This window comes from Priestia sp. GS2, assembly GCF_036409025.1.
GTDB classification, from domain to species: domain Bacteria; phylum Bacillota; class Bacilli; order Bacillales; family Bacillaceae_H; genus Priestia; species Priestia aryabhattai_A.
Map to the genome: position 1 here is coordinate 142,056 of NZ_JAZGJX010000002.1, position 26,843 is coordinate 168,898.

The following is a 26,843-nucleotide window of genomic DNA, read 5'->3' on the forward strand; positions in this document are numbered from 1 at the left end:
AGCATCAAGATGCTGTTCATAAGGTTTTTTTAAGGTTTTTAAACTTGGCACAGTATTTGCAATATAAAAAAGAAAGGACAATCTATTTAATTAAAGGAGCGATTTACTGATGGCTAAGTATGAACCAAAAAACTCATTTGAATCTCCTCGCTTTTGTGGACCACGTACGTTTATGCGTTTACCTTATATTGAACAGCTTGATTATGATATGGACTTTGTCATTACGGGTATTCCGTTTGATTCAGGTCAATCATTTAGAACTGGAGCCCGCTTCGGTCCTCAAGCAGTAAGAGACTTTTCTATTTTACTTCGTCCGTATAACGTAGAACAAAACATTAATATTTTTGATTATGTCTCTGGTATCGACTACGGTGATATTAATGTCGTTCCGGGATATATTGAGGAGACATACGTAAATATCGAAGAAGCAATTACAGAGATTGTTAATAAAGATATTATTCCTATTTCAATTGGCGGTGATCACTCAGTTACGCTTGGAGAATTACGAGCAATTGCTAAAAAGCATGGTCCTGTAGCTCTTTTACAATTCGATGCTCACTCTGATACATGGGATACTTACTTTGATAAAAAATATAATCATGGTACTGTATTTCGCCGCGCTATTGAAGAAGGTCTAATAGACGTCTCCCGTTCCATGCAAATCGGAATGCGGGGCGGCTTGTATGGACCTGAAGATTTAGAAGATGCGCGTAATTTAGGGTTAGACGTGTACTCTACAAATGATTATAAAAAACACGGTGTAGAAGCCATGCTTAAAAAGATTCACACTCGTGTACAGGAAGGCCCTGTTTTCTTAACGTTTGATATTGACTTTCTTGATCCTTCATTTGCGCCAGGAACAGGAACCCCAGAGGTTTCAGGCGCCTCGATTGATGATGCATTGGCATTTGTAAGAGGGCTTGAAGGCTTATCTTTTGTAGGTTTTGATTTAGTAGAAGTACTTCCAGCCTACGATCATGGAGACATTACAGCAGCTGCTGCTGCTAACATTCTTTATGAATTTGTGACGCTTGTGGCATTAGCGAAAAAAACCAAAACAAAAAAAGAGCTTCAATCCGTAGAATAATAGAATTCTTAATTCCAAGGAGAGAGTTTCTTCTCTCCTTCTACTAAAGGAGCGAATCGATGAATACAGTTGATGGTTTGGTTATTATTATTTACTTTTTACTGTTAATCTTTGTTGGTATTTTAGGCTCTCGACGAGCAAAAACGTCTGAAGATTATATCGTAGCAGGCAGAAACCTAGGGTTTACCATGTATCTTGCATGTTTAGCAGCCGTGATTTTAGGAGGAGCATCCACAATAGGAACAGCTAGGCTTGGCTATGAATTTGGGTTATCAGGACTGTGGCTAGTTGCCATGCTTGGTTTAGGAATAGTCGTCATGGGAATCTTTTTTTCAAAGAAGATTTTTTCGTTAAAAGTGTTAACAATTAGTCAAATGTTAACAGAGCGCTATAATGCACAAACAGGTGTTATTAGCGCATTAGTAGCGGCTATTTATGCAATGATGGTATCAGTAACTCAAGTAATTGGAATGGGAACAGTGCTCCACGTTCTTCTTGGATGGAATCTCACGTTTTCAATGATAATTGGAGGAACTATTGCTCTTTCTTATACTATTCTTGGGGGCATGTGGTCCGTTACAATGACCGATATTGTTCAATTCATTATTATGACAATTGGAATTTTTGCTATTATGTTACCAATGAGTCTTTCCAAAGCTGGCGGCTGGAGCAATTTGCAAACAGAGCTCCCTACTTCTTATTTTGGTATTAGTAGCATTGGCGGAATGGAAATTTTTCAATACTTTCTACTATTCTGCTTAGGAATGGTGGTGGCACAGGACATTTGGCAACGGTTGTTTACTGCAAGAACATTAAAAGTAGCACGTTTAGGGACTTTAGGAGCTGGTATTTATAGTTTATTTTACGCAATTGCTATTAGCATTATTGGTATGTGTGCTTTTGTAGCCATCCCTGCTTTAAACGATCCACAAACAGCTTTTACAAGTATGGCTCTTGAAACATTACCAACAGGTATTTTAGGCATTGTACTTGCTAGCGTATTATCTGCGTTAATGTCAACTTCATCAGGAACACTACTTGCCTCTTCTACTTTAATTGTCAATGACATTATCAAGCCCCTTGTCCCATCTATGAGTGAAAAAATATTTTTAAAAGCATCTCGCTTTACGACCTTAGCTGTCGGTGTTGTGACCATGATCTTTGCCGTATGGATTCAAGACGTTCTTGTCGCATTAGATGTGGCGTACGCAGTGCTATCTGGTTCATTGTTCTTTCCAATTGTATTTGGCTTCTTCTGGAGAAAGGCAACGTCCAAAGCTGCTTTCTTCTCTATTCTATTAAGCGCAGCAGTCATCTTAATCGGACTGGTTGTTCAAGGTATTACAGCCACCGAACCTATCGTTTACGGACTGATTACGAGCTTTATTTCTTTTGTTACTATTTCACTTACTAGTAAACAAACTCAAATCTCTACTAATCCTAAGCTACCAAAAAAACAGTCTGTTTCTTAAACAAAAAGATAAAATCTACCGGACAGTAGAAGGTAAGCTGATGAAAAGGCTTACCTTTTTATTTGTAGAAGTAACATATAGCTAATTTTATGTATAGTTTTAATGGTGATCATAAAAGCTTGTTTTTGAACCGATATAAGAATGAGCTATTTTCATTGCCTTCTTTAAATCTCCCTTTTCAGAGTAGTAGTAAAAAAGCTTTCTTTCATAGTGCTCAACAAGAATAAAATAACCTATTTTTTGATAATAGGGTAATATAGTTTCTTCAATTAGTGTATAGTAGTTCTCATTATCGTCCTTGATTTCATATATAACCATTTGAAAATCCATCCATTGAGGTGAATTTATTTTTTTCGCTCCTTTGAACCCTTTTTCTGCTAAAGTTAACAATGTAGTCACCGGAGTTAATTTCCCTCTATACGAAGCATTAATATATTGGTAAAGCGTTGTTAAATACTGTGGAGAAGATTGATCCATCAGTGCCAATGCATCATTAAAATACCCTACCGATTCGGAATACAGCTTTCTTCTATAACATTCAAAGCCAAAATTATGGTAAACCTTTGCTTTATATGCTGGCGAGCGCACTGAATCACATAATTTTAGTAGTTGTTCATATTTCTCTTTTGTTTCTTCAAAATGATGGAGTTCTTTTGCATTAAGTTGAACAATGAGCATTAATTCTGTATCAATAATACGTAGAATATTTAACGTTCGCTGAAAAAAACTTAATGCTTTTTTTCCATAATAATAAGCAGTGATATTAGAATGGACTGAATGGTAAGCAAGTGCTAGATGGTAAAAATATTCCTCGTTATTATAGTGCTCTATATCAATTTTGGTAAGATGCTCAATGCAATGACGAAATTCACCCATTTGAAAATAATAAATACCTATAATATGTTTTAGCATATTACGCGTATAGCCCGACAAAATTCCTTCCTGCCTTTGAATTTCTTTTATAAGTTGGTTAGCTGTATTTAGGTCTTGATTAAACAAAAAGTATCTAACAGAAAGCAATTGATAGATTTGTTGAAATTCAGGCATTTTAATAAGCGGTTCTTTTTCTAGCTCCTCCCTATAGGTTTTGGACTCTGCGCCATGCTGCATGACAATAGCTTGTTCCCATTGTTGCAATTTTTTAGACAAGCGGTGATAGCGATTAGTTTCTGCTTGAAGGTTAATTTTCAGCCTTTGAGCTAGCATACCTGTAATCTCTTTTGAATACTCTGTAAGTCCTCTTTCAATCTTGCTTAAGTGAGTAACTGAACAAATACCTTCACATAGTTGAGCTTGCGTTAAACCGCTTTTTTCTCGATAAAATTTTATAATTTTTTCTTCAACCATAATCAACCTCACTTAAAGTGTTTTCCTATATTATAGCAAGCATAAAAAAAAAGCGAAGGAAATCTCCAACGCTTTCTTTCAAATTTATCGTTAATTTTTAGGTGTTAAACCTACTTCTTTTAGATAATATGCAAGATCCTTTTTACCAATTGTTTCTTTTGGATTATTGCCTTTTCCAGCCAATTGACCTTTTGTGAGGAAATTTTGTTCAATTAACCGAATATCGGTTTCATTGACTGTGTTATCTTGATTCAGATCTGCTTTTCCTCCTTGTTTACCGTAGTCTTCAACTGCTTCTTTTACATCACGAATGTCAATAACTTCGTCTCCAGTTACATCACCTACTAGGTTTTTACCTGGGTTTTGTCTCCAATAAATACCGCGATATTCTCCTTCTTCTTCAATGCTTCCCATCACGTGCATAGATTGTGTGAGGTGTCCAGGAACTTTTGCATAAATTTTATATGCGTCTTTATCTGCTGGGACAATGAATTCATAACCCCCGCGTTTATCTAATTTAGCTTCAAATACTTCATCCTTACTATTCTTGGCATAAATGTTAGCATTAATCTTTGTAAAATCATATTTATTATTACTGTATCCTTCTGGAGTTAAAAATGCTTCCGGCGCGAAGTTACCAGTAAACCTACTATGTGTTGAAATAACCTCCATGTTTTTGAAACTATAAGCTGGAATACTGATATCTTCTGTCTTCCCTGCTTTTTTATAAGACAGGTTTGTAAGTTGTGCACCAGTATTTTTAGAAACCTCTGTGTCGTTTATTAATTTAAACGTTACATCCAGGAAAGGCGTATCTCCGCTAATACCATTAAATCCATCTTTCACCAAAGAAGCCCCCACCTGAACAGAAGATTCAGACACCTTTGGCTCATCAAGCTTAACCTCAGCTCCATATTTGTTGGCTAATTCTTGAAACTCCTTGTTAACTTTTACTTCTTTGAACTGTAATACATAGTTATTATCTATTTTCAGTGAGCCAGCCATAAACTCTTTTACATTATTAAGGCTTACAGTCAATGTTGCCTCATCGTTTAATTGCACTTTTTCTTTATTAAAGTAACCTCCTGCATACTCCGTCCCTTCATTCATAAAGATATAACGAGGTGAGTAATGATAATCAGCGGCTGTTGCCATATCCCATGGGAACAAGCGTAGTTCATAAGGTTTTTTCTCATATTCTTCTGGTAGAACTCCAAACTTTGTCTCACCATTATCTTCAATTTGCAAAAATCCTCTAATAAATGGTGGGCCACTTTCGTAGTAAGCAACTGAATTTGTTTTTTGAGTATACTTAAAGCCTCTTTGTTTCAGTAAGTCGACGGTATTATCTTTGACTGTTCCATGTACCCAAAGCCCATAGTACCCATCTTCTTCAGATAACATATCTTTCGTAACCTCAATCGGCCCTGGTTCAAGAGCTAAATCTATCTTTGGTGGTGTATTATCTATTACTCCCACACTTTCTTTGCTATATGTTTTTCCATCTTTATCTCTACCAATAAATTCAATGACATATTCACCTTCTGGAACTTTTTGAATATAATCGCCAATTGGTTGCTTTTTGTCACCAGTGAATGGATAGACAAGGCCTCTATGCCCAAAATAAATTAAGTATTCTTTATCAGGAATCGCACCTTTTCCATCGTAGCTACCAATTACTCCAACTGCTTGGCCGGTTTTTTTATCTCTCATTACAATATCGAAATGCTCCATTGGACTATTCAACTTAAATACAATGTGAGTTCCTGGCGTGTAATATTGATGAAAAGGTGTATTATTTGTAACGGACGGTACAAGAGGTTCCGCTACGGCAATACCTTTTTCAACAACTCGTATAGCAAATGGAATTTGGTAATGATCTTTCTCATCTTTTTCATTTACAATATGAATATATCCTTCGTAGCGTCCAGGCTTTGCATCACTTGGAACCGTAATTTCAGCAGAAATCTCTTGAGTACTTTCTGGGTCAAGATGCAATTGTTGAGGTACGTTAACTTTTATCTTATTGGTTATGCCATCTTGTATCCCTGTCCCAGCTTTATGGTACTCCACATTAACTTGAAACGACTTCGCTTCTCTTCCTTTATTTATTATTTTGATGAGGCGGTTTTCATTAATAGGACTTCCTGTTAAGTAATGACTTTCATAGTTAATCGAACCTGTTAAATTATCGATTTCTACATACTCACCGTTTTGGATGTCATCAGTGCGATTTAATACTTTAAAAGATATATCAGAATGAACCGCTTGATATGCGTCAATACGTCCAGCCCCTACTTCGTGAACAGAATAATTGCTCTTTAGGTCTTCTGCCGTATTCATAAGCATAGCTTTCATTTCAAACGGATCAACATTTGGATTTTTTTGTAAAATAAGTGCTACTACACCCGCTACGTGTGGCGTAGCCATTGAAGTACCGTTTAAGCGAGCATAAGCAGTTGTAAAATCCTCACCGTCTTGTGGGTGATTCATAAATTCTGGATACGTAGAAAAAATGGATACTCCTGGCGCAACGATGTCTGGCTTAATATCATCGTTACTATTAACAGGGCCTCTAGAGCTAAAACTTGCTAAAGAGTCTCCTCCTGTTTTCACACTAGATAGAGTATTAAATGTAATAGATTCTTCATTCTTTAATTGTTCTCCATCTGTTTTTGTAAGCTGAAATGTTGGAATATATTTCGTACTTTCACCCATATAAGAAGGAATGTCACCCTCTTCATTATTATAAATAATGACGGCTGTTGCTCCTGCTTTCTTAGCATTTTGTATTTTTGCTTCAAATGTAAGCTCGCCGCGCTGAATAAGCGCTATCTTTCCATTTAAATCTTTACCATTAAAGTCTTCTGGTTTTCCTAATCCAACTGACGCAATAGGATAGGTACGTCCTTCAAATTCTCTTAAACTGTCATTAAAATGTTTTCCTAACAGCTTCATTGATTCAATTGTTTTATTACCTGCCGTTACTGAAAAAGTTGGGATGGAAATAGCTGCATCACTAGCTCCTACGGTAATTCCAAATGCACTTGTCCCCGGCGAATTAACCGTCTTTTCAGATGGTCCCGTATTTCCAGCTGCTACTACGGATACAACACCTGATAGCATCGCATTGTTAATTGCAACAGATGTAGGATACAGCGGATCGTTTACATTTGCCCCTAGCGATAAATTGATGACATCCATTCCATCTGCCACAGCTTTATCGATACCTGCTAAAACTCCTTCAGTTGCACCAGAACCATAGGGACCAAGTACTTTATAAGCATATAATTCAACATCTGGCGCTACGCCTTTTACTGCGTAATCTACCTTATTATCTTTTTGAGCCGCAATTGTACCGGATACGTGAGTACCATGAGACGTATAATATGCATTTCCTGAAGCATTAAATTCAGGAGAGCTCGTTGCTTTCCAATCTTTATGCGTTGTTTCCATCGGATCGGCATCATTGTTAATAAAATCCCATCCCTTTACAGAAGACGGATTTACACCTTTTCCATCGCTTCCTTCTGCTGATCGATATCCTTTATATGAATCTGATAAATCTGGATGTGTGTAGTCAATGCCTGTATCCAGCACTCCCACTTTAATACCTTGACCTGTAATTCCTTCATCATGAAGCTTATCTACTCCAATTTGTGGAATGCTGTCAATCATTTTAGGAGTAGCTTTCTCCCCTTTTGACTTAGGAAGTTCAAGTTGAATTTGAACATTGCTCCAAATTCTTTTTACTTCTCCAGAATTCAATAATTCTTCAACTGCCGTTCCAGGAAGGCTCATTGCTACACCATTAAAGGCATTTTTATACTCATGCTTCACGTTAATCTTACTTGGATCGTATACCGCCTTTTTTTTCTTAGTTTTTAATTGATCTATATACGTTTTGAATTCTTTATGTGACTGTTCAACTCTTTGTTTTGCAGTACCTAAAGAGATTTTCTTTTGATTAAGCATTTGTTTTTTCACTTCTACTTTTGCTGGATCTTGCTTAAACTCAACGATAATCTCAACGTTTTCTGGGGTTGTAGTATTAATATCGGATGAAATAATAAAGCCAGGTCCAATTTCAAGTTGTTGTAAAGCTTCTCTTTGTTCTTTTGATAAATTATTTAGTACTTGTTCCGCTTCACTCATCGTGATACTTGGCTCTTTTGCTAAAGCAGCGTAAGGTGTAGAGGTAGAAATTATCACACCAGCTACTAAAGCACATTTTAGCAAATGTTTTTTTGCTTTCATTTGAATCCCCCTTATATGAAAAATATAGTTTATAAATCGAATCTATATTTATCGTAACGGGATTAAGGAGAAGAAGTAAATTGGGGTAATAAAACGGGAAGAAAGAACCTATTGATGGCAAATAATAACCTTAAAGTTATGAAAATATATGCTAAGAACTCTCACAAAGAGAGTTGTATGTTACATAATATGTTTTGATATCTAGTAAAAAACCCCAATTGCTTCTTTTAGTACAAAGAAGGTACAATTTATATAGAAGTTACTTCCAGATCACTACAATAGCCTACTATTGTGAGTGAAACAGCCAAGCCCTTCAATCAACCATAACAAGAAAACTCTCTTAAGTTTTACTTAAGAGAGTTTTCTTGTTACCCTTTAAAAATCACAGCAATCATTTCATCTTCGGTCATGCTGCTATCAACTTCAAACGTTCCTGGACGAAGTTTGTTTTCCACGCCTTGTCCTTCTACCTTTTTGTAGAACTCAAAGCCGCTTTTTACGATTTTAGCTTTTTCAAGAACCTCACCAACATCAACTGCCGTCATACCAGATGACACGTTGATAATTGTGCGATAAACTGGTTCTTCTTTTGACTGCTCTTCTTTTTCTTCTTTCGATTCTTTTTGAGCTTCCTGTGCTGCTTCTGCTTGCGCATCAGCTAACTGCTTGTCCAGTTCATCTTGTGTTTGAACCACAAATCCTTTGTCTTCTAACTGAATTTGCATCTCTTCTTCTGATAACTCTTTAGAAGTTGAAGTTGAAGATGGCTCAAGCAAGTACACAATGCCAGTTGCCGTTGCTGCAACGAGTAAACCCATAGCAAAGCTGCGTAGCGTATTCGGTGTCATTATGCCATCATGCTCCCTTCATCTTTCTTCTTCGTGTAAGGAGCTAGCATTTGTTCCACTTCTTGTTGCGTATAGCCTTTCATTCGTCCTGCAATGCTTTCAGATGAATAACCGCGCTTGTGCATGTCAATCATATTGCGAAGATCTTTACGCTCAGGTGATTCTAGACCTAATACACCTGATTTTTCTGCTGTAATCGCCGCATCAATTTCAAGAGTACGAATACGGTCATTCAATTCATTCATTTCTTGTCCAATGGTCAGCGTCAACTGTTCTAGCTGCTGATCTGTATGAGTTTGTGCTTGTTTTGTTTTTCTGAAAGATAGAATAAGCAATACAATAGCTATTCCTAGTAAACTAACTATAAGTAATACCATGGTAAATCCTCCCTTATTTGTATATCGATTATCTCATTCATACTGAATTATACATTGATAAACTCAGCATTTCGAATCAAAGCCCTAAAACTAGCCGATAGTCCTATCATCATTCTAAGAAACCTTTAGTAATCAAATCTATCTTACTTGTCTTTTCCTTTTCTTTCAATCTTCAATTAGTTCTATACACCTATTTCATGTAAGGTGATGCGTATCTTATTGATGTGCATAATACGTATCGTACAAGCCGTTATAGTCATCTTTTAACTTAGCGATGTTCATTGTATCGTTTGAGACAATATCAATAACATCCGTACTTACATATAACAAATAGTCATTCGAATAAAATGAAATATATGCTGGCCTTCCTCCCTTTCTGATACTCAAACAATAATTATAAATATCGTTAGAACTTAAATTTTTGATAGAAGCATAGACAACTGCATTATTTTTATCTTCCCCTACTATGTATTCTTTCCAATTGTTCAACTGAAAGGTAAGACCAACTCTGGATTTAGCTGACCGACGCTTTCCATTAAAGATGTACGCTGAAATAAAAATAGCATTAATGTCTTTCCTCTCAGGAAAGACTTCGTTAATAATACTTTTAAAATCAGCCAGCGATAGTTCATAAAGATCAAATCGGATTCTATTGTTCTGATGAACTTGGAAAAAAGGTATTCCTTTTGTATAGTCAAAATCAATCATAAAATCTTTTAATTGAACCAAATTGTATCAGCTCCTCTTTTTTAGGGTGACGTCCTAATTTTTAAAACGCTCTGCTTTACATATGGGAATATATTCTAAACACTTTTTTATTATAGATGATTTTAGTTAAAATTGAACCTTCTTTCATAAGGAATAGATTAAGCATAATCATAGATAACAAGAAAAAACCCTCTCAGATTTATTCTGAGAGGGATAAATTTATGCGATCAACTCAAATGTTTCCGTTACATTGATGCTGTTAACAACAGATTGAAGCATTGAACAATTCTTTCTAGCAAGTTCGATTGATTTTTCAATTTTATCGTGCGGAAGATTTTCACCGCTAATTTTATAGTGTAAATGGATGCTTTCAATGCGATTTGCTTCTTTTTCATTTCGCGTCACGTCTGCTGAAATGTGAATATCTTTCACTTCAATGCGCTTCTTTTCTAATATTTTACGAAGAACGCCACCGCTACAAACCGCAATGGATGAAACCATTAGCTGAAACGGACGAAAGCCGTATTCATCATCTCCTGCCACCTGCAAATTCCCAAATGGTAAATCTGTTGAGAAACCAACTTCTTGCATTTTAAATTCCATCCCAAAATACCTCCTAGGGTTTTAATTCGTTATATCACGAATTGGAACGATACTCAAATATTTAAGTTCCCTTATTGTCATTTTCAGATAGATTCTATACGATTATACGTGGAGAAAAAACATCTAAAAACGAGGTCACTTATATGAACAGAACGTTACGAACACGATTTTGGGTCTTGGTTAGCCTAGTAGCGATTTCTGGCTTTAGTCAAGGTATGTTGTTACCACTTATTGCTATTATCTTTGAAAAAGATGGGGTATCATCGACTTTAAATGGATTAAACGCTGCTGGCTTATATATTGGTATTTTACTGGCATCTCCATTTATGGAGCCACTCTTACGAAAGTATGGCTATAAACCGATTATCATGTGGGGAGGAGCTTTAGTAATCTTATCCCTCTTTTTGTTTCCGCTTTGGAAATCGGTTACGTTTTGGTTTTTGCTTCGTCTCGCAATTGGAATTGGGGATCATGCTCTTCACTTTGCTACGCAAACGTGGATTACAGCATTTTCACCTGTTGAAAAGCGCGGACGAAACATCTCACTGTACGGCCTTTCCTTTGGCATTGGTTTTGCGGTCGGTCCTTTGATGGCCAATTTGGTTAACGTAAGTGAATCGTTGCCGTTTATTTTTTCAGCTTTCATTTGCTTCATCACATGGGCATTTTTATTTTTATTAAAAAATGAAATTCCAACGGGTGATGAAGAAATAAGTACAATGTCTTTTGCTGCAACAATGAAGCGCTTTTCACAAGCCATAAAATACGGTTGGATTGCGTTTTTACCACCGCTTGGTTACGGGTTCTTAGAGTCGTCACTAAATGGAAGCTTTCCGATTTACGGATTGCGAATTGGTTTAAACGTAGAATTTATTTCACTTTTGCTAACCTCTTTCGCAGTCGGCGGTATTATATTTCAGCTCCCTCTTGGCATGCTGAGTGATAAATATGGACGAAAGTTTGTTCTTCACTGGATTTTATTTTTAGGCTCTGGAGCATTTTTATTGGCAACGCTACTAGAATCTACAACAATTCCACTATTAGCTTGCTTATTTATCGGAGGGATGCTCCTTGGCTCTACGTTTAGTCTAGGAATCAGTTATATGACAGATCTCATGCCAAACTCGCTGCTACCAACAGGCAACTTGCTGTGTGGAATTTCCTTTAGCGTTGGAAGCTTAGCGGGACCGTACCTAGGTGGAACTTTTATCGGATTATTTGAAGGACTAAGCTTTTTTGTCGTTATTAGTTCTGTACTATTTTTAATTTTTCTGTGCGTCTTTTTATTTGGCACATCCGTGCAAAGCTACAAAAAGACTACCTTATCAAAGTGAATGGAAAAGGAGGTTGCTTTATTGCAACCTCCTTTTCTATTCTTCTCTATACCTTCAGCTCACCATGCTCAAGTCCTGGCTTCTCAACTTGAATCGTCGAATGCTCAATACCACACTGCTCCTTCACTAAGTTCAGTGCCTTTTGTAAAATAGCCTGACAATCCTGGTCGTCACTTACTTGTAAATGACAGCTAAAAGAATGAAGTCCAGATGTAATCGTCCATACATGAATATCGTGAACATCTTTTACACCATCAATTTCTTTAAGTAATCCCTTAATTTCGTTTGTATCTACGTGTGCAGGTGAACCCTCCATCAAAATATGAACGCTATGAGTTAACACTCCCCAAGCACTTTTTAAAATCAAGAGTGCTACCACCACAGAAATAATAGGGTCGGCAATATACCAATTAAATAAAAGCATGAGTAACCCGGCAACTAAAGCGCCAACAGAACCTAAAGCATCTCCTAACACGTGCAGATATGCACTTCGCAAATTAACGTTATCCTTTACGTCGCCTTGTCGTAAAAGCGACCAAGCACTAAGCAGGTTAGCACCTAAACCAATAGCTGCAATAACCATCATCATACCGCTCGCAACCGTTTGAGGATGCAGCACGCGTTCATAGGCTTCATAGATAATAAAACCTGCGATAACAAAGAGCGTTACTCCGTTAAATAAGGCAGCCAACACTTCGAATCGATAGTATCCGTACGTTTTTTCCGATGAAGCTGCACGGTTTGCAAACCAAATAGCTACAAGACTTAGTGCTAGTGAACTTGTATCCGAAAGCATATGCCCACTGTCGGATAGGAGTGCCAAGCTGTTTGTCACAAGTCCTCCAATGAATTCTAAAATCATAATACCTGCTGTAATACATAAAGCAATAAGAAGTCCTTTTTGGTTGCCCTCACGCTGCCTGTCAAAATGATGATGCCCATGGTGGTCATGGCCGTGATGGTGATGATGGTGGTGACTCATTCAATCTCCTCCCTATTCTTCGTGCACGCATTCAATGTGCTGAATCACTTGATTTAAAATACCTACAACATGTTCGTCGGCATATGTGTAAAAGTATGTATTCCCTTCTCTTCTGTATTTCACTAATCGTAAATTTCGCAAATAGCTTAGCTGGTGGGATACAGCGGATTGTGAAATGTTTAATACTTCTGTCATATGGCCAACGGAACACTCTTCTTGAAACAGTAAATATAAAATTTTCATTCTTGTAGGATCAGAAATTGCTTTTAGCATGCGAGACGCTTCATCGACCGTTCTGGCCGATAAAAAGTGATGGTCTTCTCTTTTCATTAAAGCTTCCCCTTCCACAATACACAATAGTATATGAACATATGCTCATATACTTTATTGTAAATTTCAGAAAAATATTTGTCAACTGTTACTATTTCCAGAAATACTGTTTTCATTACTACGGGGTAGCATGCCGTGCTGCTTCATCATTCTTTATTTAACGAGTTAAAACTAGATATAACGTCTGTGATTTCTAGACTGAATCAATCATTTTAAAAAAATAAGCCTAATTTTAAAAAAAAGCTACACAAAATTCAGAAAACTGTTATATAATACAATTAATAATAATAAACTGTATTAAAACAGATTGAGAGGAGAAATAACAATGAGCAGACAAGAACGCAAGAATATGATTATGTTTATTGAAACAATTAAGGGGTTTGATCGTGAGACATTAATGTATATGACGGACGCTGACATCGAACATGTTTATTCTTCTGCATATCGACTGTATGAAGAACATTTAGATATGTAAGAGCATATACTCTTCTTAGATTATAAACGCAATTTTCACTATTCCTTCTGTAGCTATTCCATGTTATACTTTTGTTACTAATATATTCAAAAAACCTTATAACAATTGTAAGACGTGCTGCTATCGCTGAGATGGCAGCTTTTGTGCTTTTTTAGAGGTAATGATTGTGATTATTCTTCTCAACTACTACATTATAGGAGGCTTTTTATGGAACAAACATTAGCAAAAAAACAAGAGAATCAATCAGCTTCTTCGTTCCTTGCTGGCATGCAGGCACACGGCGAATTGATTGCTGCTCTTGTAAGCGGCGTGCTTATTTTAGCTGCTTGGCTTTTATCAAAACAAGATGCTTCGACCTTATCTATTACGTTATTCGTGCTTGCTTATGTTATTGGCGGATTTGCCAAAGCTAAAGAAGGCATTGAAGAAACAATTGAAAATAAAGAACTAAACGTAGAAATGCTGATGATTATTGCAGCTGTTGGTGCCGCTGTAATTGGTTACTGGACAGAGGGTGCCATGCTTATCTTTATTTTTGCATTAAGCGGAGCGCTTGAAACATACACCATGAATAAAAGCAGTCGCGAAATCAGTGCTTTAATGGATTTACAGCCTCAAGAAGCAACTCGTTTAAACGGGGATCATGAAGAAGTCGTAGCTATTTCTGAACTACGAGTAAACGATACTTTACTTGTGAAGCCTGGTGAACGCGTACCTGTAGATGGCATTGTCTTATCAGGTGAAACAACAATTGATCAGGCTGCGATTACCGGTGAATCAGTTCCCATTTTAAAAACGGCTGATGAAGAAGTATTTGCAGGTACGGTAAATTTAAAAGGCGCTATCGTCATTCAAATGACAAAGCCAAGTACGGAAACGCTATTCCAAAAGATTATTCAGCTTGTTCAAAGTGCCCAAAGCGAGAAATCACCTTCTCAGCTATTCATTGAACGATTTGAAGGAACCTATGTAAAAGTGGTTCTATCCGTTGTTGCCATCATGCTATTCCTTCCTCACTATGTTCTTGGGTGGAGTTGGACTGAAACATTTTACAGAGCGATGATTTTACTGGTTGTCGCCTCTCCTTGTGCACTTGTAGCGTCTATTACGCCAGCTTCTCTGTCAGCTATTTCAAACGGAGCCCGTAAAGGAATCTTATTTAAAGGGGGCGTACATTTAGAGCGATTAAACCATTTAAACGCTGTTGCATTTGACAAAACCGGGACGCTTACGAAAGGAAAGCCTGAGGTAACGGATGTACTTGTTCGTGACGGCGTTTCTGAAGATGAGTTTTTAATTAAAATTGCTTCAATTGAACGTCATTCAAACCATCCGCTTGCTCAATCAATTGTACAATTTGCAAAAGATAAAAAAAACCTTCAGTTACTTCAACCTGAATCTCTTGAAGATGTTCCGGGATTTGGTGTTATTGGTACCATTCAAGGTAAGCAGTGGAAGATTGGAAAAGCAGATTTTATTGGCAAGAACGATGCAATGTCCTTTAAGGACGGTTCTGCAACGGCTCTTGCTTCGGAGGGAAAAACTGTTGTTTATGCAAGAGATGAACACGGCGTTATTGGAATCCTAGCATTAAAAGACGTGGTGCGAACAGAAGCAGTCGAAGCAATTAAAGTCCTGAAATCTTTAGGTATCCACACGGTTATGATTACGGGAGATAGTGAAAAAACAGCGGAAGCCATTGCAAAAGAATGCATGGTAGATGAATATATTTCTGAATGCTTGCCTGAAACAAAGGTGGATAAAGTAAAGGAATTAAAAGAAAAATATTCGACTGTAGCTATGGTTGGAGACGGAATTAACGACGCTCCGGCTCTTGCTACTTCCAATGTTGGAATTGCTATGGGAGAAGGTACAGACGTTGCATTAGAAACGGCTGACGTTGTATTAATGAAAAATAATCTATCTAGAATTGCCGATGCTGTTAAATTATCTAAGCGAATGAACAGCATTGTTAAGCAAAACGTTATTTTTTCAATCAGCGTTATTTTCTTATTAATCGCATCAAACTTCCTTCAAGTTCTCGATATGCCTTTTGGCGTGATTGGACATGAGGGGAGCACAATTCTCGTTATCTTAAATGGACTGCGTTTATTAAAGTCTTAACACCCAAAAAGAGGCCTTTTATCAGGCCTCTTTTTTTATAAAAGCAAATTGCTTAATGGTAACCGTTTTGTCCATTTTGGCTGTTGCTTGTTTTATGTTTTGGATGACTTTTCTTGTTTTGTTTTGTGTTACTTCCGTCTTTTTTCGTATGTTTTGTCATGGTAAATCCCCCTTTCATTTCACTATTAGTATGCCCACTTTCCAGTCTTCGTCTCATACCAATATGTGCAAATAGGGTCTTCGCCTTATGCTTTGATTGCTTTTTTTCGCTCATAAAAGATAGCGTTAATTTCTCCACCAATGACAATAATCATCCCTGATAAATACAGCCAAATCAGCAACACAATAATGCCGCCTAAGCTTCCGTATGTCGCCGTATAGTTTCCAAAATTATTAACGTAATAAGAGAAAATAAACGACACAACTGTCCAACCAATCGTTGCAAAAACAGCTCCTTGTACAACGTTCTTTAAAGTCAAGCGCTTATTAGGAGCAAAATAGTATAGCCCCATAAACACAATAAATAAGATAACGCCGCTAATAATCCACCTAGAAGCGGCCCATAGTGATAAAAAGGTTTCAGATAGCCCAAAAGTTGAGAATAGGTAAAAGCCGACCATATGACCAAACACAGGCAACAACAGCGCCACAATAATCACGAAAATCATCGCAAACGTTAGTAATACAGCCATGCCCCTTGCCACTAGAAAAGGACGGTTCTCTTGTACATGGTAAGCACGGTTAAACGCTCGGACAATAGCATTAATTCCGTTAGACGCTGACCACATTGTCGCGATGATTCCAAACGATAACAGCTTTCCGTTATGAGAGCCTATAATATTATCTAGATTGTTTTCAATCATGCTCATTGCTTGATCTGGCGCAAAACTTTCAACAAGCCCTAATAAATCAGGGGCCTGAACGGGTAAAAAGCCAATAAGCGTAATGAGAAAGATTAAGAATGGAAAAAGGGATAACAACAGATAGTACGCTAGCTCCGCTGACAGGCTTGGCAGTTCATCGTTATGAATGCGAGCTGCTAATTCTTTTATAAAAGCTACAATCTTTGCTGTGTCGGCCATATGCTCACCTCTCAATTATTCCTGTTCGTCTTGGCCATACTTATGTGAGAAAGTCTCCTTTGTTGTTTTTACTACGTCTAGCACTTGGGGAGTTGTTTTCTTAAGTTGCTCCACCTGTGTCGTTAAAAACGAAACGTCATCGGATACTTGCTCAATTGTTTCACGCACGGCAGCATATTTTTCTTGAAGGTTTTGCTTTACCTCATCTGGATGTTTAATCATATGTACCGTCTTATTTTTAACAGCTTTACTGTTTTCAATAACCGTTCTACGCGTATTTTTGTCAAGCATTGAAATTGCAGCACCAGCGATTGCTCCAATAATAATCCCTTCAAGTAGTTTGCTTTTTCCTTGACTCATATTCTCACTCTCCTCTTGTTTAATTAACTTAATTTATGCTCTGTTATAATTTCTTCTACTAACTGCTTACATCCTGCCGTAACCAGATCGTATACCTCGTCAAAGTTCCCCGTATAATAAGGGTCAGGAACGTTCTCAACGGATAAATGTGGGACATAATCTAACAGACGTTCAATGCATACATCACGACGATGTCCAGCCATACGTCTTAAGTTCCCCACATTTTCAGCGTCCATGCCAATAATGTAATCAAACTGATTCAGATCTTCTTCAATAACTTGGCGCGCTTTTAAACCTGTAACGTCAATTTTATTATCTGTTAAGATGCTAAGCGTTCCTTCATGGGGTGGCTTGCCCTCATGCCAATTTCCTGTTCCAGCTGAATCAACCTCAATTTGCTTCTCAAGTCCTTTGTCTTTTACGAGCTTTCGAAAGATTGCTTCTGCCATTGGAGAGCGACAAATGTTTCCAAGACATACAAATAGTACTTTAACCATAGTTTCGACTCCTTTCTCTTATTACAAACATTATATACAAGCCTTTTCATTTAAGAAAACCCTGTTTTTGGTCAAAGAGTTTGACAACACAGTGTTCTTCTTATAAAAACATGTTACAATGAAAAAAAAGCTCGGAAGGATGAACATAGTGGATTTATCAGTAAAGTCTCCAGAAAACATTACGTTTATGATTGATCAAATTAGCGAAAAGCTTCGCATGTTAAACATCGGTGCAATTAAAGGCGATGCGTTTGATGAAGAAATGTACGAGGATTTAAAATATTTATATGAAATGGTTATGCGTAAAGATTCATTCAGTCCAAGTGAAATGCAAGCAATTGCAGAAGAATTAGGGGCATTACGCAAGCAAGCTTAAGCTTCACAAACGCCGTCAGTGTCTATCTTGTACATTGACGGCGTTTTCTTACCTACACGGCTTCTTCTCACTTCATTACATTTGTTTATCTTTCTTTAAAACATTATACGAGTAGAATTTTTTAAAAAGTCTTTCTTTTCCGAGAGTAATTGACGATAGTTAAAAATACAGATACAATGTATCGCAATACCTATAAGCATACACTCGTATAATCTTGGAAATAGGGTCCAAGAGTTTCTACCAAACTACCGTAAATAGTTGGACTACGAGAGTTGAACATTTTTATACCTCTATATTACTTCTGAGCGGTGTTCTACTCTTTTTAGTCCTTCATTGTTTCACAATGAGAGGAGATAAACCATTATGTCAAACCATTCACTTAAAAAGCAAATTGCTGTTGCAAATAAACAAATCCCAGCTGATTTAGTCATTAAAAACGGACGCATCATCGATGTGTTTACGTTAAGCATTCTTGAAGCAGACATCGCCATTGCAGATGGAATGATTGTCGGCCTTGGCCACTATGATGGCAAAGAAACAATTGATGCTACTGGTAAATATATCTCACCCACTTTCATTGATGGCCACGTTCATATTGAGTCATCAATGGTCACACCTAAAGAGTTTGCAAAGCTTCTTGTGCCAAGAGGTGTTACTACTGTCGTAACCGATCCTCATGAAATTGCCAACGTTTCAGGCGAAAAAGGCATTGAATTTATGCTTCAAAACTCTGAAAACCTTCCGCTTGAAGTACTTGTTAACTTACCATCAAGCGTTCCAGCTACTCCGTTTGAAAGCTCTGGAGCTGTCCTAAAAGCAGAGGACTTACGACCATTTTTCAACCATGAACGCGTGATTGGTTTAGCTGAAGTTATGGACTTTCCTGCTGTTCGTGACGCAAACGATGATATGCTTGCTAAGCTTCAGGGAGCAAAAGATCATCAGGGCGTAATCGATGGCCACGGAGCAGGACTAGATTCAACAGGAATTAATATTTATCGAACAGCTCACATTTCCACAGACCATGAGTGCGTAACGGCTGATGAAGCACTAGAACGCGTACAACGGGGCATGCATGTCCTTATTCGCGAAGGATCTGTTGCTAAAGATTTGAAGCAAATACTTCCGGCTGTTAACGAGCGCAACGTTCGACGATTCTTATTCTGTACAGACGACAAGCACCTAGATGATTTGCTAACCGAAGGGTCTGTCGACCACAACGTTCGCCTTGCAGTGAGTGAAGGTTTAGACCCTTTTATGGCAATTCAAATGGCTTCATTAAACGCGGCTGAGTGCTACGGATTAGCCCAACAAGGTGCTATTGCTCCTGGATATAAAGCAAACATCATGCTATTTGATGAATTAGAAAATATTTATGCGTCAACGGTTATTACAAATGGAGAAGTGGTGGCCAAAAGCGGCCAGCTAGTAATTAAACCGTCTAATGAAACAAGTGACCCTAAAGAATTGATGCACTCCGTAAATTTAAAATCTATTTCCATTGAACAGCTACAAATTAACATGAAAAACAATAAAGCAAATATTATTGAAATCATTCCAAATCAGCTTATTACCAACCACGTAGTGGAAGAAGTAGTAGTTGAAAACGGAACATTTAGGATTGATACAGACAGAGATCATTTAAAGTTAGTCGTGGCCGAGCGTCATCACCAAACAGGAAACATTGGACTGGGGATTGTTAAAGGGTTTCAATTAAAAGATGGAGCCATCGCAACAACAATTGCCCACGACTCTCACAATGTTGTTGCTGTTGGTACAAATGACCAGGATTTACTGATGGCTATTAAAGAAATGGAAAAAATCCAAGGTGGAATTGTACTGGTGAAGGATGAAAAGGTACTTGCTTCTCTTCCACTTTCAATTGGAGGTCTAATGTCTCCTCTCCCTTACGAACAAGTAAACAAAGAGCTTCACGTTCTGCATGAAGCGTTAAAAGGATTAGACATTAGCAATGCCTTCAATCCATTACTTACTTTATCTTTTTTAAGCTTACCCGTTATTCCATGCTTAAAATTGACGGATAAAGGACTTTTTGACTTTACAAGCTTTAAGCATATTGGAATAGAAGCAGATTAATTCATAAAAAAGCTCACTCTCGTAACGAGAGTGAGCTTTTTATTTATACGTACGCGTAGACGTTGTTGAACGGTTCTTGCGGTTTTTATAGTACTGGTAGCCTTCTTTCATTAAAATAGGGAATACAGCCACTATGATTTTTTTTAAAACTCTTCTCATGTGCATCGCACCCTTTCCTTGTCTTATGACATTAATTTACCCGACTTTCTTTAATAAAAAACATAAAAAAGCAAGCAGATTTTCTTCTGCTTGCTTTCTTGTGTCATGAATTATTTTGAAATAAACATTTGTGTCCAGTAAGTTGAATCTCCTTCAACAAAACCTACACCGATGTGAGTAAAGTCAGGATTCATGATGTTTTTACGATGACCATCACTGTTCATCCAGCCTTCCATTACTTCTTCAGGTGTTTTTTGACCTTTTGCAATGTTTTCACCTGCAGATGAATATTTAATACCGAATTGCTTCATCATATCAAATGGTGAACCGTACGTTGGTGAAGTGTGATCAAAGTAACCTTTATCCATCATATCTTTTGATTTTTCACGAGCTACGTCACTTAGTTCTGTGTCAAGCTCAAGTGGTTTTAAACCTTCTTTCGCACGCTCTTCGTTTACTAATGTAACTACTTGTTGTTCAAACTCACTTACGTCTTTTGCTTCAGCTTTTGAATCTTTAGATTCTGCTGGCTTTGCTTCAGCTTGCTGAGCTGGCTTTGCAGCTTCTTTTTGTGGTTGAGCTTCAGCTTTTGGCTGTGCTTCTTCTTTAGCTGGTGCTGCTGCTTCAGCTTTTTGTGGCTGAGCGTTGTATTTCTTTACTAACTCATCGACATTTATATTTTGTGCTGCTTGAGCATCTTTAATAGTAATTTGCTTTGGTGTGTTGCAGTCAGGTGCAGCTGCGTTAGCTTGTCCTGCTGTTAATAAGCCGATTGAAACGGCACCTGCGATTGTAGCAATACGGAACTTCTTATTCATGTTGTAAATTCCTCCTTGAATGATATATCTGTATTTGTAGACAGCTACGCTACAGAATGAATCTGCTAATCTCGCGTTGCATATTCATTGTTACATGGATTCATAGAGTCAATCAACCGCTTTTCCGTTACCAAAATTAACTAGAGTTTTTTGTAATTTTTTTTAATACATTGTTAGCCGTTGGTATTCCTCACTTTTCTCCTCTCTTTGCCTGCTCTATTAAAGTCGTTAGTAATATAACTGTAAATATAGCGTTACAAACGTTACAAGAAAAGAATGAGAATAATAGGAACGAGACCATTTTATATCCTTTTTTACCATTCAAGAAAAAGGTTTTGTGATATGATTCAATGTGTGGATTCATTTAGAAACACGAAGTAGTTAGTAAATAGAAGTGCTTCGTAGATATACTTACTAAAATGATCGGGGAACGATATTATGTGGAAAAATCGCAACGTATGGATTTTACTGTCGGGTGAGCTAATCGCTGGATTAGGTTTATGGATGGGGATTATCGGCAACCTAGAGTTTATGCAGGCTAAAATCCCTTCCGATTTTATGAAATCAATTATCTTAGCCATCGGAATTGTCATTGGGGTGGCTCTAGGCCCTCTTGCTGGAAAGCTTACTGACCAAATACATAAAAAGAAAGTAATGCTAGCAGCAGGATTGCTTCGAACAATCAGCGTCTTATTTATGTTCCTTGCATTGGCAACTGGTTCGATTGGTTGGATGATTGTTTTCCTTATTTTAATTCAAATTTCTGCTGCGTTCTACTTTCCTGCTCTGCAGGCTACGCTTCCTCTTGTTGTAGATGAGAAAGAATTACTTCAGCTAAATGGCGTATATATGAATGTTTCTACGCTGTCTAGAATTTTAGGTACAGCACTGGGCGGTGCTCTTTTAGTTGTCTTACCCTTACACATGCTTTACCTTTTTTCATTCGCTGCTTATCTCGCTCTATTTCTATTAACTATGTTATTAAAAGTTGAAGATGATAGCGTGTCTAAGGTTGCAGATCGTGTTAAAGAAAAGCGGAATTTCAGCACTTTATTCCCAATAATTAAGCAAGAGCCACTTGTTTCAATTACGCTTATCATGCTGTTAATTCCTTTGTTATTTATTGGTGGATTTAACTTAATCGTTATTAATATTAGCGAGCTACAAGATAGTGCTGCAATTAAAGGTTGGATTTACACAGCAGAAGGCATCGCTTTTATGCTTGGTGCATTTACAGTTAAACCGCTCACTAAATATATGAGCCAAGTACACATTCTGTTTGTGTTTTCATTTTTTGTGGGCGTGTCGCAGCTCATGCTTTACATGGCCACAAGCTCTGTTATCACAATTACCGCCTTTACTATCTTTGGATTTGCCGTCGGCTGTTTCTTCCCAGTAGCAGCAACAATTTTTCAAACAACGGTCCCAAAAGATTTTCATGGTCGCTTTTTTTCGTTCCGTAATATGCTTGAGCGTATCGTCTTTCAAGTGGTGCTTTTAACAACAGGGTTCTTGCTAGACAGCATTGGTTTTCAGTTAATGACGGTTGCTTTTGGAATCGTGTCTATTGTTCTTACTATCCTATTTTACATTTGGTATCAACAAACGCGGCAAAAAGTCACCTTAAACAAGAAAAAAGCGCTCAGCTGAGCGCTTTTTATTTTTACGATAATACATTTACTGATTCACGAATAAATGCAGGTAGATCATCAGGCGTACGGCTTGTAACTAGTTGGTTTTGGCATACAACAACTTCTTTATCATGGAAGTTTGCGCCTGCGTTTTTCAAGTCAATTGCAATTGACTTATAGCCTGTAATATCGCGACCTTTTAACGTATCCGCATTAATTAAAAGTTGAGGGCCATGACAAATCGCCATTACTGGCTTCTTTTCATCCATAAATGCTTTTGTAAATGCAACAACATCATCGTTAGCACGCAGAATATCAGGTGAAAAGCCTCCTGGTAAGAATAAAGCATCAAATTCCTCAGGCTTTACCTCTTTAATGCCTTTATCAATGCTTACCGTTGCTTCCCCTTGCTTACCTTTTACCGTTTTTCCACCTTCAACATCAATCGTTGTTAACTCATGACCTGCTTCTTTTAATGCTTTTGCAGGATCTGTGTATTCCACATCTTCAAATAAATCTGTTACTAATACTGCGATTTTTTTACTCATCTCAACAAGCAACTCCTTTATTTCTATGTGTAATATCTTTTGTTCTATAAATAATGTACCCCTGTCCTTTCACCTTAAACATGGAATTGAAGAACGATATGTATAAAAAAAGCTTTGCTGATCGCAAAGCTTTACCATTTTGTCTTATATTCTTTATAAATTTTAACTACAACAGGGCTCAAAATGAAGAGCGCAATTACGTTTGGAAGAACCATTAATGCATTAAATGTATCAGCCAAGTCCCATACAAGCGTAACGTTTAAAGTAGATCCTAAAACGATAAAAAGTAGTACAAGCGCACGATAAACGCTAATTCCTTTTTTTCCAAACAGATAATTGATATTATTTTCTCCAAAGTAATACCAACCTAAAATGGTTGTAAAAGCAAAGAAGAATAGACAAATTGCAATAAACGGATGGCCAAACTCGCCGAGACCTCTTGTGAAGCTTTCCTGAGTTAACTGGATACCATTTAAGCCCGTTTCATAGGATTTAGTCATAATAATAACGAGAGCCGTTAGGGTACAAATAATGACTGTATCGATTACAACGGCCATGATTGCCACTAATCCCTGTTGAGCAGGATGTTTTACGTTTGCCGCAGCGTGAGCGTGAGGCGTTGAACCCATCCCTGCTTCGTTCGAAAATAGACCTCTTGAAACCCCATAGCGAATCGCTTCTTTAATCGTTGCCCCGATAACACCGCCAGTGGCAGCAGTGGGGTTAAACGCTGATTCTACGATTAATACAAATGCATCCACGATTCCAGAGAAATTTGCAAATACGATAACTAAGCTTCCTCCTATATAGAAGAGCGCCATAAACGGCACAACAAACTCAGCAATTTTTGCGATCCGCTGAATTCCACCAAAAATAATAAAGCCAATTAGCACTGCAACAACAATTCCCACAGCGACGCGTGGAATATTGAACGTATCAAATGATGCCGCAATGGAGTTTGACTGCACCATATTTCCGATAAACCCGAGCGCAATAATAATGGACACCGCAAAAAATCCTGCTAACCATTTACTCCCTACGCCCTTTCGGATATAATAAGCCGGCCCTCCAACAATCTGGCCATCTTTTTCTTCTTTATATTTTTGTGCAAGAACCGCCTCTGCAAAAATCGTGGCCATGCCGAAAAATGAGCTAATCCACATCCAAAAGATGGCCCCAGGCCCTCCAAGAGCAATGGCTGTTGCCACACCTGCTAAATTCCCTGTTCCAACTTGAGCAGCAACTGATGTTGCCAGCGCTTGAAAGGGAGATATTCCATCTTTATTGTCAGGGTTCTTTTTAAACATTCCGCCAAACGTTTGAACAAATGCTTGCTTGAGCATTGTTACTTGGATAAACCCTAAACGAAACGTATAAAGAATACCAATCCCCAATAAAAATGTAATCATAAATGGCCCCCATAAAAAACCATTTATGCTGTTTACAAATTCTGATATGTTCACTTTTTCTACTCACCTCAAATACTATAATGGTTAAATCAACATGTATGTTTTATCCACACTTCTACCTTCTACTTTGTCATGACAAAGTAGAAGGTAGAAGTGTCGATGCGATAGACACCGAACCATATCCTTTGACAATACTGAGACAAAACTCCTGATTTATTGAACACAATTATGTCATTATACCGAAAAAAAATAAAAAGACAAAGTAAGTTTTTAACTGTAAACACTTACATTTTTCATAAAAATGAGGCTGGTACATAAGTCTTTCATTCCATCATATATCTAAACGATTGAGAGTTATCTCTTTTTTTATAATTCCATTATTTGTTGACTGGGAAAACAAGTTGAAGAAAAGCGCGGAATACAGGTTAGGAGATGCGACTTCTGCGGGAACTAGAGGAAAAACTGAGACCCCGCATCAAAGCGAGGAGGATAAGGTTCCTCCCCGCGGAAAACGAGTGCCTGTAGTAAAATGAAACGAACGTGTTCTAACAATTTAACTTATTTAAAACAGCTCCGATCCTTCTTTAAAGAAGCATTGATGTAGTTAGGTCACACTCTCACTCAGGTAAATTGAATTGTTGAAAGGTCGTATTAAAGGAAACAGGATAAATTTCTTTCCCCGCAATTGTATTAATGATACATTGATTGCGCTGAACAGATAACCCTAAGTTTGTTGCGCTTGAACCATGGGAGTGTTCAATATTTGTTAATGTAAATATGTGATGGTCACGAGGAGTTTTGAACTGCAAACGATAGTCTTTCATTACCTTAAAGCGTTTATCATCTTCCCACTCAATTTCATGATGAAATCTATCCATCCACTTTGGTACATGTGGCTTATAACCCGTTGCAAGAACCACTCGATCAGCTTCATAAGAGAATTCTTTATTCGTTTGCTTTTGGCGGCAATGTAAATGATAGCCACCTTTATTTGTTATTCCTTTTACTTCGATTGAAGCTCGGATCGTAACTGGAACCTCACCTTGAATTGAGCGATGATACATTAAATCATAAATGTGCTGAAGAGTAGAAGCTTCAATCCCATTTCGTAAAGGATTTAAATCTTCTAATGCTTGCATTCTTTCTTTAAAAGGTAGACTGTGAAAATGCTGAACATAATCTGGTGAGAATAGCTCTTGAGCAAGCTTTGACTGATCCAATTGCTGAAAGTTTGAAGAGCGGGTAAACCAGCTCAAATGATAGCCATATGTAGGCTGATTTTCTAAAAGATCATAAAAAATCTCTGCTGCACTCTGACCAGAACCAACGACGGTAATATGATGCCCTTCTTGCAAATGTTTTTTGTGTTGTAAATATGAACTGCTATGTACAACATCATTTCCCAAGGAATACTTAAGGCCTTTTGGTACGAACGGGACTGCACCTGTTCCTAGCACCACATGCTTCGCATAAAATAGCTCTTCTTTATTACTCTTCGTCTGCTTCACCGTTACTTCATATCCATATTCGTGATCCTTTACATCAACAACTTCGTGTTGAAAATGGCACGAATTAAGCTGAGCTTCTACCCACTTAGCATACTCATTATATTCCTGCCTTGGAATATCAAATCGATTAAAATAGAAAAATGGATACATCCGCTTTTGCTTATGGATATAATTTAAGAACGTGTAGGGACTAGTCGGATCAGCAAACGTAACTAAATCTGCTAAAAATGGTACTTGCAAATCTGTTCCGTTAATTAACATACCTGGATGCCATTCAAAGTTCTCCTCTTTATCAAAAAACACTGCACTTATTTCTTCAACCGGCTCGATTAACGCAGCAAGTCCTAAATTAAATGGACCAATACCAATTCCAATCACATCATATACTTGTTCATTCATTCAAAAACTCCCTTT

The 26,843-nt window shown here is 37.5% G+C and carries 23 protein-coding genes and 1 riboswitch; of the genes, 8 read left to right on the forward strand and 15 right to left on the reverse strand.

The genetic code is table 11. The annotated features are described in order from the left end of the window. Positions 1–109 precede the first annotated feature (109 nt). On the forward strand, positions 110–1,087 hold the full coding sequence (gene speB, locus V2145_RS20030) for an agmatinase (protein WP_094911343.1): 978 nt from the start codon (positions 110–112) through the stop codon (positions 1,085–1,087). A gap of 59 nt (positions 1,088–1,146) precedes the next feature. After that, the gene (locus V2145_RS20035) at positions 1,147–2,559 is read left to right on the forward strand and encodes a sodium:solute symporter (RefSeq protein WP_094911342.1); all 1,413 of its coding nucleotides are present in this window, start codon (positions 1,147–1,149) and stop codon (positions 2,557–2,559) included. 99 nt (positions 2,560–2,658) lie between these two features. On the opposite strand, the gene V2145_RS20040 is transcribed toward V2145_RS20035, so the two are convergent. The 6 genes from V2145_RS20040 to V2145_RS20065 form a co-directional block, all read right to left on the reverse strand. Beyond that, the gene (locus V2145_RS20040) at positions 2,659–3,906 is read right to left on the reverse strand and encodes a helix-turn-helix domain-containing protein (protein WP_330988178.1); all 1,248 of its coding nucleotides are present in this window, start codon (positions 3,904–3,906) and stop codon (positions 2,659–2,661) included. Positions 3,907–3,996: 90 nt separating this feature from the next. Then, entirely contained in the window at positions 3,997–8,163 is a 4,167-nt protein-coding gene (locus tag V2145_RS20045; RefSeq protein ID WP_330988179.1) for a S8 family serine peptidase, read from the reverse strand. Between the two features lie 368 nt (positions 8,164–8,531). Further along, positions 8,532–9,011, reverse strand: a complete 480-nt coding sequence (locus tag V2145_RS20050) for a hypothetical protein (RefSeq protein ID WP_094911339.1) — start codon at positions 9,009–9,011, stop codon at positions 8,532–8,534. After that, positions 9,011–9,388 (reverse strand): hypothetical protein, encoded by a 378-nt coding sequence (locus V2145_RS20055; protein ID WP_094911338.1) that lies wholly within the window; start codon positions 9,386–9,388, stop codon positions 9,011–9,013. The genes V2145_RS20050 and V2145_RS20055 overlap by 1 nt, the downstream gene beginning before the upstream one ends. A 216-nt stretch (positions 9,389–9,604) precedes the next feature. Continuing rightward, positions 9,605–10,117 carry a hypothetical protein gene (locus V2145_RS20060; RefSeq protein WP_094911337.1) on the reverse strand — a complete coding sequence of 171 codons (513 nt, stop codon included), beginning with the start codon at positions 10,115–10,117 and terminating at the stop codon, positions 9,605–9,607. Between the two features lie 198 nt (positions 10,118–10,315). Further along, positions 10,316–10,699: an OsmC family protein gene (locus V2145_RS20065; RefSeq protein WP_094911336.1), complete on the reverse strand. Its 384-nt coding sequence runs from the start codon at positions 10,697–10,699 to the stop codon at positions 10,316–10,318. A 104-nt stretch (positions 10,700–10,803) separates the two neighbouring features. On the opposite strand from V2145_RS20065, the gene V2145_RS20070 reads away from it, so the two are divergent. Continuing rightward, positions 10,804–12,033, forward strand: a complete 1,230-nt coding sequence (locus tag V2145_RS20070; RefSeq protein ID WP_286175257.1) for an MFS transporter — start codon at positions 10,804–10,806, stop codon at positions 12,031–12,033. 46 nt (positions 12,034–12,079) lie between these two features. On the opposite strand, the gene V2145_RS20075 is transcribed toward V2145_RS20070, so the two are convergent. Both V2145_RS20075 and V2145_RS20080 read right to left on the reverse strand, forming a co-directional pair. Next, positions 12,080–13,015: a cation diffusion facilitator family transporter gene (locus V2145_RS20075; protein WP_094911334.1), complete on the reverse strand. Its 936-nt coding sequence runs from the start codon at positions 13,013–13,015 to the stop codon at positions 12,080–12,082. A 12-nt stretch (positions 13,016–13,027) separates the two neighbouring features. Beyond that, complete coding sequence (locus V2145_RS20080) at positions 13,028–13,345, reverse strand: ArsR/SmtB family transcription factor (protein ID WP_210611247.1); 318 nt, start codon at positions 13,343–13,345, stop codon at positions 13,028–13,030. Positions 13,346–13,670: 325 nt separating this feature from the next. On the opposite strand from V2145_RS20080, the gene V2145_RS20085 reads away from it, so the two are divergent. Both V2145_RS20085 and V2145_RS20090 read left to right on the forward strand, forming a co-directional pair. Beyond that, positions 13,671–13,820 (forward strand): BH0509 family protein, encoded by a 150-nt coding sequence (locus V2145_RS20085; protein WP_035319822.1) that lies wholly within the window; start codon positions 13,671–13,673, stop codon positions 13,818–13,820. 207 nt (positions 13,821–14,027) lie between these two features. Further along, positions 14,028–15,944, forward strand: a complete 1,917-nt coding sequence (locus tag V2145_RS20090) for a heavy metal translocating P-type ATPase (protein WP_222582524.1) — start codon at positions 14,028–14,030, stop codon at positions 15,942–15,944. A 245-nt stretch (positions 15,945–16,189) separates the two neighbouring features. Here V2145_RS20090 and V2145_RS20095 read toward each other — a convergent pair whose 3' ends face one another. From V2145_RS20095 to V2145_RS20105, 3 genes are read right to left on the reverse strand one after another with little or no spacing between them, the layout of a single operon-like run. Further along, a complete protein-coding gene (locus V2145_RS20095; RefSeq protein ID WP_311859689.1) occupies positions 16,190–17,026 on the reverse strand; it encodes a YihY/virulence factor BrkB family protein in 837 nt (278 codons plus the stop codon). Between the two features lie 15 nt (positions 17,027–17,041). Then, positions 17,042–17,386, reverse strand: a complete 345-nt coding sequence (locus tag V2145_RS20100) for a hypothetical protein (protein WP_094911329.1) — start codon at positions 17,384–17,386, stop codon at positions 17,042–17,044. A gap of 23 nt (positions 17,387–17,409) precedes the next feature. Continuing rightward, on the reverse strand, positions 17,410–17,883 hold the full coding sequence (locus tag V2145_RS20105) for a low molecular weight protein-tyrosine-phosphatase (RefSeq protein ID WP_330988180.1): 474 nt from the start codon (positions 17,881–17,883) through the stop codon (positions 17,410–17,412). 148 nt (positions 17,884–18,031) lie between these two features. Here V2145_RS20105 and V2145_RS20110 point away from each other — a divergent pair, with 148 nt between their 5' ends. Next, the gene (locus tag V2145_RS20110) at positions 18,032–18,259 is read left to right on the forward strand and encodes a DUF1128 domain-containing protein (RefSeq protein WP_094911327.1); all 228 of its coding nucleotides are present in this window, start codon (positions 18,032–18,034) and stop codon (positions 18,257–18,259) included. A 184-nt stretch (positions 18,260–18,443) separates the two neighbouring features. Continuing rightward, positions 18,444–18,545: riboswitch (purine riboswitch) on the forward strand. Between the two features lie 77 nt (positions 18,546–18,622). After that, on the forward strand, positions 18,623–20,356 hold the full coding sequence (gene ade, locus V2145_RS20115) for an adenine deaminase (protein ID WP_330988181.1): 1,734 nt from the start codon (positions 18,623–18,625) through the stop codon (positions 20,354–20,356). A 269-nt stretch (positions 20,357–20,625) separates the two neighbouring features. On the opposite strand, the gene V2145_RS20120 is transcribed toward ade, so the two are convergent. Further along, complete coding sequence (locus tag V2145_RS20120) at positions 20,626–21,333, reverse strand: CAP domain-containing protein (protein ID WP_094911325.1); 708 nt, start codon at positions 21,331–21,333, stop codon at positions 20,626–20,628. Positions 21,334–21,771: 438 nt separating this feature from the next. On the opposite strand from V2145_RS20120, the gene V2145_RS20125 reads away from it, so the two are divergent. Next, on the forward strand, positions 21,772–22,983 hold the full coding sequence (locus V2145_RS20125; protein ID WP_131887217.1) for an MFS transporter: 1,212 nt from the start codon (positions 21,772–21,774) through the stop codon (positions 22,981–22,983). 13 nt (positions 22,984–22,996) lie between these two features. On the opposite strand, the gene V2145_RS20130 is transcribed toward V2145_RS20125, so the two are convergent. The 3 genes from V2145_RS20130 to V2145_RS20140 form a co-directional block, all read right to left on the reverse strand. Continuing rightward, positions 22,997–23,512 (reverse strand): type 1 glutamine amidotransferase domain-containing protein, encoded by a 516-nt coding sequence (locus V2145_RS20130; RefSeq protein WP_094911323.1) that lies wholly within the window; start codon positions 23,510–23,512, stop codon positions 22,997–22,999. A 131-nt stretch (positions 23,513–23,643) separates the two neighbouring features. Then, the gene (locus V2145_RS20135) at positions 23,644–24,975 is read right to left on the reverse strand and encodes an alanine/glycine:cation symporter family protein (RefSeq protein WP_256993332.1); all 1,332 of its coding nucleotides are present in this window, start codon (positions 24,973–24,975) and stop codon (positions 23,644–23,646) included. Between the two features lie 563 nt (positions 24,976–25,538). Further along, positions 25,539–26,828 (reverse strand): lysine N(6)-hydroxylase/L-ornithine N(5)-oxygenase family protein, encoded by a 1,290-nt coding sequence (locus V2145_RS20140; protein ID WP_311859703.1) that lies wholly within the window; start codon positions 26,826–26,828, stop codon positions 25,539–25,541. Positions 26,829–26,843 lie beyond the last annotated feature (15 nt).